The following is a 12,698-nucleotide window of genomic DNA, read 5'->3' as shown; positions in this document are numbered from 1 at the left end:
CAAAAAACAGTCGTTTAATTGATAATAGAGATTTTTATGCCACCCAATTTTCATGCCGATACGCCCCTTGCTCAGCGCATGCGCCCAAAGACGCTCGACGCTATTATTGGACAAGAGCACCTGTTAGCAGCAGGCGCACCGTTACGGCGCTTGGTTGAGCAAGGGCACCTGCCGTCGATTATTTTGCATGGCGAAGCAGGCATTGGGAAGACCACCATCGCTATGCTATTGGCTGATGCGGTTGGCCGACCTTTTCATGCGTTATCGGCGTTAAATACGGGCGTGAAGCAATTACGTGAGGTTTTAGATACCAAGGATTCACTAAGCTTTGAATCGCCGGTGGTATTTATCGATGAGATACACCGTTTTAATAAAGCGCAGCAAGATGCGTTACTTGGCGCGGTAGAGTCAGGTGATATTACGTTAATTGGGGCGACGACTGAAAACCCGTCGTTTAGTGTGAATAACGCCCTGCTATCGCGTTGCCAAGTGTATCGTTTAGAGCCGCTGACGCCTGAGCAAATCAGCGCCGTATTGCAGCGCGCGCTAGCAGAAGATAATATTCTTAAAAACCTAAAAGTTGATTTGCAGGCACAAGAGACAATTAGCCAATTGGCACACGGTGATGCCAGAAAAGCGCTCAATCTATTAGAGCTTGCCATTCAAACGGCAGATAGCAAACAATCGCCATTAATTATCAATGATGAATTGGTCGCTCGGGTCGCTCAGACGGCGCTAGTGCGCTACGATAAAGATGGCGAGCAGCATTACGATATCATCTCGGCCATGATAAAATCTGTACGCGGCTCCGACCCTGATGCGGCGCTATATTGGATGGCGCGGATGCTGGTTGGTGGCGAGCCTGCTGATTTTATCGCACGGCGCTTGGTGATTTTAGCCAGCGAAGATATTGGTAATGCCAATCCAAATGCCCTACTCCTTGCCGATGCTGCACTGCGTAGCGTACAGTCTATCGGCATGCCAGAAGCGCGCATTATCTTGGGGCAAGTGGTGGTTTATCTGGCGACCAGCGCCAAGAGTAACAGCACTTATAAAGCCATCAATGTGGCAATGGCCTTGGCAGAAAAAGACGCCTCGCCTGTACCGCTGCATTTGCGTAATGGCGTGACCAAATTGATGCGCAATCAAGGTTATGGTGAAGGCTACACTTATCCCCATGACTACCCCAATCATTATTATCCGCAAAGCTATCTACCGAACAATTTAATCGGCACCAGTTTTTATGAATTTGCTGACAATCAGCGCGAGCAGCACAGCAAGCAGTTTATGGACTGGCTAAAGGGTCAAGCGGCTAGTAATGAATAACAGCATATTTGCATGCATCATTGATAATACTTATCGCTATTTTTAAGCGATTAATGGACATACTGGCAAGATGACGCAGCACAGTAGGATGAAAAGCGTTAAAATAGCCTCATAATGATATATACAAGTCAATTGAGCGCAGCAATTTTTTTGCTTATTGCTGTTATTTATATGGCTGTTATTAAGCCACGCCATGCTTTACAACAGCGCTTGACGCCCTCTGCTGCTACAATAGACAAATAATAATTTAACCTTATCATCAAACCCATCTATACATAATAAAATATTGAGACTTCCTATGAGTTTAAATACGATTCCTGAGATTATCGAAGACATTCGTGCTGGTAAAATGGTCATCTTGATGGATGACGAAGATCGCGAAAACGAAGGCGATATCATCATGGCCGCGACCCACGTGCGCCCTGATGATATCAACTTTATGATTACCCACGCGCGTGGTTTGGTTTGCTTAACCTTGTCAGAAGCGCGCTGCCAACAGCTGGCATTGCCGCTAATGTCTGACCGCAACGAGGCAAAATTTAGCACCAACTTCACCGTTTCTATTGAAGCGGCTGAAGGCGTGACCACAGGTATTTCTGCCGCTGACCGCGCACGTACCATTCAAGCAGCAGTGTCTTCTTCAGCAAAACCAGAAGATATCGTCCAGCCTGGGCATATTTTCCCAATCATGGCACAAAATGGCGGCGTCCTGCACCGTGCCGGTCATACCGAAGCAGGTTGTGATTTGGCCCGCCTAGCAGGGTTGGAGCCAGCAGCCGTTATCGTTGAGATCATTAAAGACGATGGCACGATGGCGCGCCGTGATGACCTTGAGATATTTGCCAAAGAGCATGGTCTTAAAATTGGGACGATTGCCGATTTGATTAACTATCGCATCGCCAATGAGCAAACGGTCGAAGAAGTCGAATCCCATCCGTTTGAGACCGAATACGGTACCTTTACCTTGCACCGTTTCCGCGAGTTTGGTGCAGACGAAACTCATTTAGCTTTGGTAAAAGGTGATGTCAGCGAAGGCGTCAGTACCGTTCGTGTACATGGCTTCCATCCTTTACGTGACTTGTTTGCGGCGAAAAATGACACCACTGGTCGTAGCGGCTGGAGCGTACGCTCAGCCCTAGAAGAAATAAACAATTCAGAGCGCGGCGTGTTGGTTTGGATCGGCAATCATCAGCCGATTGACTTGGGAGAGGCGCTGGATAAAGCGGCTGAAAATCAGTCCATGTCTACCATCGCTCAGCAGCCTTATCGCAGTATCGGGGTTGGCGCACAGATTTTACGTCATTTGGGCGTGCGTGATATGCGCTTACTGTCGTCACCGATGAAGTTTTATGCGCTGTCAGGTTTTGATTTAAATGTAGTAGACTTTATTCATGCGCCTAAGCAAAAATAAAGCCTAGAAATTAAAAAGTACAGCAACATAAAAAAGGCACGCTAATAGTATTTAGCGTGCCTTTTTATTTTTGACGGTATCATTTTAGTGATATTGATACTTAATAATTTGGCCGACTTTTCAAAGTTTTTAAATTTTTTAAAGTTCGGGCGTATGATTAAATTTTGCCTCTAGTGCCAATAAACGCTCACGCTCCTCATTGCTCCACGGCAATTTATCCTTACCATCACTGTCTAAACGGACGATAACGGCATCAGCGGTCGCGACAATCGCTTCTTGAGCGCAGCTATAATAGCTATATTCCATCACAATACTGGTATTACCCAAACGCTGGCAACGCACGCCTAGTAATAACGTATCGGGATAGGTCACCGGGCGTAAATATTGGCAGCTTGATTGCGCCAATACCGTCACCATACTGCCATCAAACATACCGAGCGCTTGCAGGTAACCAATCCGTGCTGATTCCGCATAACGATAATAGACCACGTTATTTAGATGATTAAAGGCATCCATCTCGCCCCAGTGGATCGGCTGCTGATGAATAATTGGATAATGCGCTAGCTCGCTAGGACGGTTGTCATCTACGCTATTATTATTTACGTTTGTGTGTTGTTCAAAAGCACTCATCACTGCATTTCTCTTATTTTTTTATAGAATTTCAAAAACGACAATTAACGCTTAGGCTTATCTAAAATTTGCGTGGTCAATAATGGCGTTGGCTGTGGCGCCGTGGCAATCAGGCGATCTAACCAGTCGACAACTTCTGCGGTATTATGAGGGGCAGATTTGGTTTGATCTTTATCTTTAGAAGTTGCGTTGCTCGTTGTTTGAGCGTTTTTATTATCGGTAGCGGATTTTGACGCAGACGTATCTACTAAGGTTTGTAGCTGTTTACGTGCTTGCCGCAGATAGCCAATCAGCTGATCTTTTTCACGCATATTGCTTGCTTGACTGGCAAGGTTTAAAGTCATAATCACTTCATGAATGATAAGCTCTTTACGGGTTATGCCGACATCGTTAGCGCTAGTATTAGACGCGCCAGCTGCACGAGCAGGACGCTGATAACTATGTAAAAACGCTTGGATATTTTGAATGGCTAAGTTTTGTAACTGCCAAGGACTCGGCTGCGAGCTTCTTGCTTGCAAGCGTTCAATGTCTTTCATTAAACTTTGCTTGATTACCACGGTAAGCGCAGGGGCAATCTCATTACTGCTTTGAGACAGTTGCCAATGCAGACCGCGCAACAAATCAATCGCCGCACTCTCGTTATTATCCGCCAACAATCTATCAGCCGCCTGTATCTGAATGCGCAATAAATCAAGCTGGTTTTGCGCTTGGCTACTAGCAGCGACGCGCGGCTCTGGCAGCGTCTGCTGACTCATCGCAAAGATGCGATCGTCCATCTCATTTAGGCGGCTGACGACTTGCTCATTACTTTGCAAGCGCTCATTTATACTGTGCTCAAAGCGCTGCTGACTAATAAACAACCACAGCAGAGCAGCAATAAGCAATAATATAACCAGCCATTGCAAACGTAGCAAAAGCATATTTGCTTGCCGGCGCTGCTGAATAGCAGAAGGCTCCTTAACTAACGAGTCAGAATTCATGGACATAAGGCAGCACCGTTGGTGAATAATTTTTTCAGTAAATATAAAATAAATGGCTTGAGAAAAGGAAGTGTTTTTTAACTGCAACCGACTAGCGGTGTATGGATTGCCGCAAAAATGGTTTCGGGCGCCAAATCTTCCACGCGCCAATAACTTAAATCCTGACCAGCGACCATATTGGCTAAGCGCTCGCCTAGTACGACATAAGCAAAATCGTTGAGCAGCAATGGCGCACGGTTTGGCTTTTCTGCAGTTGTTCTTTTTTCTAAATCCTGCGCTGACACCTCTGTAACAATCGCTTGCCAATGCTCAAACGCTGTGCCACTACTGACAATCACGATAGGTTTTGGCTGCTCAGACTGTTGGCTAAGATACTGGGACTGCCACTCTTTATACTGCGCCATAGCATCATTGGGCATTTTGCGCTCATACCAAGCAATACTATCGATATGGACACCGCGCGCCTGTAAAGTATTGACCAATAAACGCCGCCCGCCAAGCCCGCGCCATACCAACAGCCTATCACCAGCCTGCAGGCTGTCAATTTCTGGCATTGCTAACATACCTTCATTATTAGCAATCAGAGGTTGCAATACTTGATAATTCGCCGCATCGAGTTTGGCGTCATTTAATACCGCTGCAGTCGCCTCTCCTACCGCTATCAGATGGCTTGGCGCTTTTAAACCTTTAAAACTAGCGTCCTGTTGCGTGCTATTAGCTCCCTCAACCAGCTGAGCTTGGCGCTCATGCTCAAGCGCCTGCCAAACGGCTAAGCCAGAAGCTGCCGCTGTCGGACTTACAATAACCAGCGCCTGATAATCACCGGCAAACCATTGGCGCATCAAAGCCATGTCTTGCTCGGTAGTTGGACGCATCTCTAAGGTCAATATCGGTATATCAACTACTGAAAATCCTGCCGCTTGCAAATGATTGGTCAGCGGCGCCGCACGTTCAATGGGGCGCGTATTGATGACCACTGGCGGCAGAGATGCTTGCTTATTAATGGTTTGGTTTGAAGCAGTAGACTCAGAGGATGACCAAGACATAAACATACCGTAACAGAAGTTAAAAAGTGAGCTTACGCATACAGTCATTGCAGCGACTTTATGCGTAAATGGCTAGCGACATTTTATTGTTATGCCACTTAAAGGTGATTTATTTTAAGCTTTATTTAGATTGATAAATCGCTGATAAAATATCACCCGCACCAATTTCTAGTAGCATCTCAGCCACGTCAATACCTAATTGATTGGCTTGCGCTTCTTGTTCGACTTGACTGCCAGTTAAGGTCAAGCGTTTATCAGCTTTGAGTAGCTCGCTACCATCTTCTTGACCGACGCGGCCGCGTAGCCATAATATATTACCATTGTCGTTATTACCGTTTTGGCCATTGTTTTTGCTATCGTCGTCTGCATCAGCCATTTGTAATACCGCATAAGCGGCAATCGGTACTTGGCAACCGCCCTGTAAATGACGGTTTAGCGCACGCTCAGCGATAAGACGGATACGAGCTTTGTCATCGTTTAACGGTGCCAATAACTTTAGAACTTCGTCGTCACCTTCGCGGCATTCAATCGCAAGTGCCCCTTGACCAACGGCTGGCAAGCAAATATCAATATCCAGCTCACTACGAATGCGCTCGTCATGCTCGATACGCTGTAAACCACTGGTTGCCAAAATAATAGCGTCATACTCGCCGGCATCAAGCTTACCTAAACGCGTACCAACGTTGCCGCGCAGGGTCTTGATTTGCAAATCGGGGCGATAGGCTTTGATTTGACATTGACGACGCAAGCTTGCGGTACCAACCACTGCGCCCTGTGGCAATTCATCGATATTATGATAAGTGTTCGATACAAAGGCATCGGTTGGCGAAGCGCGTTTACAATAAACACCAAGCGTCAAGCCTTCTGGTAATTCCATCGGCACGTCCTTTAAAGAATGTACCGCGATATCTGCCTGTTTATCATATAACGCCTGCTCGAGCTCTTTAACAAACAAACCCTTACCACCAATTTTAGCCAGCGGCGTATCCAAAATCTTATCGCCTTTGGTGACAATTTTTAGCAGGTTAATGGTTAGCTCAGGATACAGCGCCAGTAAGCGGTCACGAATATGCTCCGCTTGCCATAATGCCAATGGACTTTGGCGGGTAGCAATATTTAAGGTAGTCAAAGCAGGTTGCTGCATGGTGCTCATAAAAGGCCTCAATAGATTCGATATAAAATCGCGTTGGTGAATAACAGTTACTTAACGACAATTGCTCAACAACGGTCGCTCAACAACGAAGGATTCAGTATCTTTACAATAATGCGAATGTAGCATTCAATATAAACGTTAAATGTCTTTAAACTGAATGCTACAAAAAAATACCCCTATTTAAGCATAAATAAGGGTTTGATGATATGGCAGGATTATTTCAACAGATTACTGCGCTTGCTGCTTAGTGCTTTCTAGGATGGTTTACCTGTAGACAGTTTGCCGCTACATATTCTGAATTTTTTCACGTAATGCTGGTAGATGACGGCGGCTGACTGCTAGGGTCTCATCAATACCTTTAAAGTGCAGCTGAAACTGTCCGGCATCGAGTGTTTCTAAAAAGTCTAGATATTTAATATTGATAATGGCGTTGCGATGGACGCGAAATAACTTGCCTTCAAACTCTTGCTCAAGCTCTTTTAACGTATCATCAATAAGTACAATGCCGTCTTTGTGGCGTACTTTGACGTACTTTTGATCGGCGGTAAAATAATAGATGTCTTTGAGCTCAATCAGCTCTACACCGCGGTGGGTACGCGCCACGATATGTTCGCGCACTGGGCGCGCGGTTGGATTCTCAAGTTTGCGAATCTCGTTTAATTGCGCCGCATTGAGATTGGTGGCTTTTTTTAGCGCCTCGAGTAATTCATCTTTGTTGGCAGGTTTTAACAGATAACCGATGGCGTTGGCTTTGAGCGCCGCGATGGCATAATGGTCATACGCCGTGACAAAGATAATGGCGGGTGGATGGTTTAACGTTGCAAGCTCTTGCGCGCACTCGACGCCATCCATCTCTGGCATGCGAATGTCGAGCAATATAATGTCTGGTTGCTCAGATTTTACGGCGATAATGGCCTCAATGCCGGTTTTAGCTTGGGCAACCACTTCATGACCTGACTCTTTGACTATTCTAACCAAACGCTCGCGAGCTAAGGGCTCATCATCACAAACAACAATCCGCATCCAAACTCCTTTATAAGTGCCTACTTATAAATCTTTTCTCTGCACACGACAAAAAAACAAAAAAGTCTGTTAAAGCAAAGGCATAATAGTAATTTTTAAGACGAATCAGACCATGCCAAACTTTAACAGACTTAGTGAAACTTTAACCCAAAACCTGAGCATGAACAAGGCAAGAATCAATTGTTTGAGCCTAATGACAATAGCCCTGATTACTGCTCAAAGCAGTAATCTTAAAAAAAATAGCAAGACACCTTCCTAAGGGTGGCAAGACTGACAGTCACTATCGCAGACTACAGCGATTTTTTGCCGAAGCGAGGATAGACTACGATCAACTGGCTTTAATGATATATCGACTATTTGGGCTAGGCAAAGTCACCTTAACCATTGACCGCTCCAACTGGAAATGGGGTAAAAGTAACCTCAACATCTTTATGCTAGGGGTGGTATATAAAGGGATAGCCATCCCCTTATACTGGCAAATGCTAGATAAGCGAGGTAATACAAACCATCTTGAACGCTGTGAACTTATTGAGCGGTTTATCAAACAATTTGGCAAAGATAACCTTGAGATGATAGTAGCAGACAGAGAGTTTGTTGGCGAAAAATGGTTTAACTGGCTCACCAATAATCACATACCCTTTGCCATACGGATTAAGAAGAACAGTAAAGTTAAGAATCATCATGGCAAGTTGGTACAGATTAAAGAGTTATTACGCCATGTTAGCCATCAAGAAACATATCGACATGGACGAATACTGACTGTCGATGGTTGTTTGGTTCGAGTATTTGCCAAGCGTGATAAAGACTATGGTTTAGTGATTGTGGCCACCAATCAACTAGAAACAGTGGATGCGATGACAAGCTATGCTAAGCGTTGGGAGATTGAGACTTTATTTGCTTGTCTAAAGGGCCGTGGCTTTAATCTTGAAGATACCCACTTAACCCATCTTGATCGGGTCAGTAAATTAGTCGCAGTGAACGCCTTAGCATTTTGTTGGGCTTATCATGTCGGTATTTATAAAGACAAAGATAAGCCGTTAAAGCGCAAGTTAAAGTCAAACGCTCGACCTCAAGCCAGTTTGTTTGCGCTTGGCCTGGATGTGTTGATTGAGGGCCTTCACTTGGTGTTCTTTAACAATGATAAGACTGTATTTCGACAGTTAGTTAGCTTTTTAACCCCTAAACCTATGAAAATCGGGTGGGGATGATTTTTTTGTCGTGTGCAGAGAAATCTTTTAAAGTATTAATAACCTATCAATCTTTAACACTCATCCCTTAGTAAGAATGCAACTCCCTACTTAAGTTATAAACCAACTGCCGCACTTGTGCAAGCCACGAATCTAACTTTGCCGTTTAAATGCTTTAGCCGTGCATAACAGCTTTGACGGTGCAATAAATATGCCACGATAAATGCTTGGCGATAATTGGCTCATGCATAGCAACTAGAGCAACTGTTTTAAAGAACAAGAATTATAAACTGACATCTTGCAGCGGATAGCTAATATTAGTAAGAATTTGTTTATTCATGATGCTGCTTTGGATGTCGGCACTTTGACCAAAATAGGCGCGCAGACGTTGCGCCTGAATCATAAAATCCATATGTTGGCGTAAGTCATGGTTAATCAACAAGGTTTTTTTCGGCAGCTGCACGCTAATGGTAATGTCGACCCGATGCTGCAACCAAGTGACTTTTATATCAATATAAATGGTTTCGGTGGTCATCCTAATGACGTTCACTAGCATTTTTTCAATCACGCTTTGTAAGGTTAAAGCGGTAATCACCATGTCATACATGACGTCTTCTTTTGGCAATTGCCAGTTTACTACCAATTTATCTGCTAAGCGGATGGATTCAATGGCCAAATAATGCTCACACAGGGCAATCTCTTCTTCAAAGCTGATCTCACGCGCGCCATTAAAACTGGCACGAAAGAGCGCTGAGACGTGCTGCAATAAAACAGCGGCGCGCTGCGGCTCAGACTCAATCAGCGACATCAAAGTATTGATAGTATTAAAAAAGAAATGCGGCGCTAGGCGAGCTTTTAACACATCATTTTGGGCTCTCAATTTTTGCTCAAATGAGTGCTTTAGTGCATTTAGCTCACGATAACGGCGTAAAAAAAACAGCAAGGCGGCAATGGTAAATCCGGCGGCAATCACCGTATTAAATACAATGATTGAGATAAAGTCCGCCAAGTTATAGTTAAACCAGCCAGCGTTTATCATAATTAGCAAGGCCAACGCGACGGTCACCGCCGTGGCAGTGGTCAAAATGAGTAAAACATACATACTGACGGTCGTTACGCGTAAGCCTTTAAAAACTGGACGTAGATAATCGATGAGATAAAAAGAAGGAATCAAGGCCAAGCTGGTTTGGATAAATCTTGCCATAAACTTGATGATAAACTGCGTTTCATTGACCACGCTATGCCGATCGACAATCGCCACAAACAGCGACCAAAAAAAGATTGCCAGCAGCCATTGCCAAGGCTTCATCATCTCCATGAGCTTGGGCATAAAAAACTCTAAGCGCTCCGCTAGTAAGGCAACCTCATCATTTGCTATACTTGAGTTCTTATTCTCTTGACTTGTCTTGAACTGATATGAACGCCAACTCTTCAAATAGTATTAATCCTAATTCAAATAAAAATTCATCTACTCCTGATTCTAGCATAGATGCTTCTATAACCAACACTCCTGCGCTGCAAAGCGCTACAGGTGGTCAAGGTCAGCAGATGTGGGGCGGGCGCTTTAGTGAAGCGACTGATAGCTTCGTTGCCGCCTTTACTGCATCCGTCGGCTTTGACCAACGCTTTGCGCGTCACGATATCCAAGGCTCAATCGCCCATGCAACCATGCTGAAAGAATGCGGCATTTTAAGTGCTGATGAGGTTGCGACCATTATCGATGGCTTACAGCAGGTGCTGCGCGAGATTGAAGCTGGGGAGTTTAACTGGTCGATTGCGCTCGAAGACGTGCACATGAACGTCGAATCGCGCTTGACGGATATCGTCGGTGCGGTTGGCAAAAAACTACATACTGGCCGTAGCCGTAACGATCAGGTTGCGACCGATATTCGTCTATGGTTGCGTGAAGAAACCGACAATATCATCGCGCTACTGGTACGTTTGCAAAGCGGTTTACTAGATTTAGCCGAACAGCATACCGACACCATTATGCCGGGCTTTACCCATTTGCAAACCGCGCAGCCAGTGAGCTTTGGTCATCACGTGATGGCATGGTTTGAGATGCTCTACCGCGATACCGAGCGTCTGGTCGATGCCCGTCGCCGTATCAATCAGATGCCGCTTGGTAGCGCTGCCCTTGCTGGCACGACCTTTCCAATCGATCGTACCATCACGGCCAAATTGCTAGGTTTTGAAGGTATTTGCCAAAACTCGCTCGATGCCGTCTCAGACCGTGATTTTGCCATTGAGTTTACCTCGGCAGCTTCTATTTTGATGATGCATATGTCGCGTATGAGCGAAGAGATTATCCTATGGATGTCAGCGCAATTTAACTTTGTGCAAATACCAGATCGCTTCTGTACTGGCTCATCTATTATGCCGCAAAAGAAAAACCCTGACGTACCAGAGTTGGTACGCGGTAAAGCGGCGCGGGTTTTTGGCCAATTGATGACATTATTAAGCCTGATGAAAAGCCAGCCACTTGCCTATAATAAAGACAACCAAGAAGACAAAGAGCCGCTATTTGATTGCGTCGATACTTTGACGGGTTCGCTACTCGCTTTTGCTGATATGCTACCGAATATTACTCCGAATAAGGAAAACATGCGCGCTGCTACCATGAAAGGCTATGCAACGGCGACTGACCTAGCCGATTATTTGGTACGCCAAGGGGTGGCATTCCGTGATGCCCATGAAGTGGTCGGCAATGCCGTTGCTTTGGGCATTCGTGAGGGCGTTGATTTAAATGACTTATCACTGGCACAGCTTCAGCAATTTAGCGACGCCATTGGTGATGATGTCTTTGACTTCTTAACGTTAGAAGGCTCATTGGCTGCTCGTGACCACTTAGGTGGCACCGCGCCAAATCAAGTCAAACAGGCGGTGGTTAATGGACGTGCGCGCCTAAAATCGTTTGCTTAAAAGCCTTTTTTAAAGCTGAAGCTAGCAATAAAACTGTGCTTTAAAACTAGCGCTTTTCTCTAACACCCGCCATTGTGCGGGTGTTTTTTTGTCATGCCTGATTTTGCCAGCACTGGATATAGTCAAGGAATTTTAAAATCGCTACAAGGCGATCTACCGCAGATAGTACACTGAGTACATCTAGGGCGAGCAACACCGTAGCGGTTTAAAAGTACGCCGACTATAGATTTGATGTTACCTTCTCTACACCTGATACGCTTTGCTAAATCGTGCAAGCGCGTTATGATAGATTACCAATATTCGACACGATAATTTAATACCACTAATTAATGAGGATTGCCTGATGACTGAGACTTTTAATCCACAAGCCAATACCGTATTTTGCCGCAAATATAAGCAGGAATTGCCAAAAATGCCGCATCCGCCATTTCCTAATAAAAAAGGTCAAGAGCTACAAGAAACCGTTTCTGACAAAGCTTGGAAAGAATGGCTTGAGCAGCAAACCATGCTGATTAACGAAAACCATCTCAGCATGATGGACCCTGAAGCCAAAAAGTTCTTAACTGAGCAACGCGAGAAGTTTTTGGACAATGAAGACTACGAGCGCGCGCAAGGTTGGACACCAGAAAAATAATACGCACGGTGATTTTATTAATTAAAAAGAATGTCATTAATTGAAAAGCTGTCATTGATTAAAAGACAGTGATTACATTAATAACAGCAAGATTGCCTCTCTACTAACAAACGGCAAATGACTAGGCATCATCCCTATAGTTTGTTAGTATGAGACTGATTTACAACACTGACAGACTCGGGGTGCGGTGTATGACAAGCTTAGTTTAAGCTATTTCATACATTCGCTGAGAGATCACCCGCCGAACCTGATGCGGTTAGTACCGACGCAGGGAAGTCTTAAGACTATGTTTTATATACAAAGGGCGCGCAGAAATGCCTTTTTATTATTGCTCATACTTCATGTGCTAGCGTTTTTACGCGGCCATGAGGAAAGCAATAAAAAGC

11 protein-coding genes and 1 riboswitch are annotated in these 12,698 nt (G+C 44.9%); of the genes, 5 read left to right on the top strand and 6 right to left on the bottom strand.

Annotation, left to right across the window (positions count from 1 at the left end; genetic code table 11):
* Positions 1-36: 36 nt before the first annotated feature.
* Both CXF58_RS12980 and ribBA read left to right on the top strand, forming a co-directional pair.
* Positions 37-1,326, top strand: coding sequence for a replication-associated recombination protein A (locus tag CXF58_RS12980; protein ID WP_102077755.1), 1,290 nt, complete (start codon positions 37-39; stop codon positions 1,324-1,326).
* A gap of 298 nt (positions 1,327-1,624) precedes the next feature.
* On the top strand, positions 1,625-2,737 hold the full coding sequence (ribBA, locus tag CXF58_RS12975; RefSeq protein ID WP_068407844.1) for a bifunctional 3,4-dihydroxy-2-butanone-4-phosphate synthase/GTP cyclohydrolase II: 1,113 nt from the start codon (positions 1,625-1,627) through the stop codon (positions 2,735-2,737).
* A gap of 138 nt (positions 2,738-2,875) precedes the next feature.
* On the opposite strand, the gene CXF58_RS12970 is transcribed toward ribBA, so the two are convergent.
* The 5 genes from CXF58_RS12970 to CXF58_RS12950 form a co-directional block, all read right to left on the bottom strand.
* The gene (locus CXF58_RS12970; RefSeq protein ID WP_102077754.1) at positions 2,876-3,367 is read right to left on the bottom strand and encodes an acyl-CoA thioesterase; all 492 of its coding nucleotides are present in this window, start codon (positions 3,365-3,367) and stop codon (positions 2,876-2,878) included.
* Positions 3,368-3,411: 44 nt separating this feature from the next.
* On the bottom strand, positions 3,412-4,353 hold the full coding sequence (locus tag CXF58_RS12965) for a hypothetical protein (RefSeq protein WP_102077753.1): 942 nt from the start codon (positions 4,351-4,353) through the stop codon (positions 3,412-3,414).
* A 71-nt stretch (positions 4,354-4,424) separates the two neighbouring features.
* Complete coding sequence (locus tag CXF58_RS12960) at positions 4,425-5,393, bottom strand: uroporphyrinogen-III synthase (protein WP_102077752.1); 969 nt, start codon at positions 5,391-5,393, stop codon at positions 4,425-4,427.
* Between the two features lie 121 nt (positions 5,394-5,514).
* On the bottom strand, positions 5,515-6,546 hold the full coding sequence (hemC, locus tag CXF58_RS12955; protein WP_102077751.1) for a hydroxymethylbilane synthase: 1,032 nt from the start codon (positions 6,544-6,546) through the stop codon (positions 5,515-5,517).
* 285 nt (positions 6,547-6,831) lie between these two features.
* Positions 6,832-7,569, bottom strand: a complete 738-nt coding sequence (locus CXF58_RS12950; RefSeq protein ID WP_068407854.1) for a LytR/AlgR family response regulator transcription factor — start codon at positions 7,567-7,569, stop codon at positions 6,832-6,834.
* 212 nt (positions 7,570-7,781) lie between these two features.
* On the opposite strand from CXF58_RS12950, the gene CXF58_RS12945 reads away from it, so the two are divergent.
* Positions 7,782-8,777, top strand: coding sequence for an IS4 family transposase (locus CXF58_RS12945; RefSeq protein ID WP_145989810.1), 996 nt, complete (start codon positions 7,782-7,784; stop codon positions 8,775-8,777).
* Between the two features lie 262 nt (positions 8,778-9,039).
* Here CXF58_RS12945 and CXF58_RS12940 read toward each other — a convergent pair whose 3' ends face one another.
* Positions 9,040-10,086, bottom strand: coding sequence for a sensor histidine kinase (locus tag CXF58_RS12940; RefSeq protein ID WP_227678744.1), 1,047 nt, complete (start codon positions 10,084-10,086; stop codon positions 9,040-9,042).
* Positions 10,087-10,304: 218 nt separating this feature from the next.
* Between CXF58_RS12940 and argH the strand changes: the two genes are divergently transcribed.
* Positions 10,305-11,678, top strand: coding sequence for an argininosuccinate lyase (argH, locus tag CXF58_RS12935; protein WP_102077748.1), 1,374 nt, complete (start codon positions 10,305-10,307; stop codon positions 11,676-11,678).
* Between the two features lie 343 nt (positions 11,679-12,021).
* Positions 12,022-12,312, top strand: a complete 291-nt coding sequence (locus CXF58_RS12930; RefSeq protein ID WP_068407860.1) for an oxidative damage protection protein — start codon at positions 12,022-12,024, stop codon at positions 12,310-12,312.
* Positions 12,313-12,480: 168 nt separating this feature from the next.
* A riboswitch (TPP riboswitch) is annotated at positions 12,481-12,603 on the top strand.
* Positions 12,604-12,698: the final 95 nt, after the last annotated feature.

The organism is Psychrobacter sp. Sarcosine-02u-2 (assembly GCF_002836335.1).
GTDB classification, from domain to species: domain Bacteria; phylum Pseudomonadota; class Gammaproteobacteria; order Pseudomonadales; family Moraxellaceae; genus Psychrobacter; species Psychrobacter faecalis.
The sequence above is the reverse complement of the archived record's forward strand: the minus strand, read 5'-3'. Positions and strand labels throughout refer to the sequence as shown.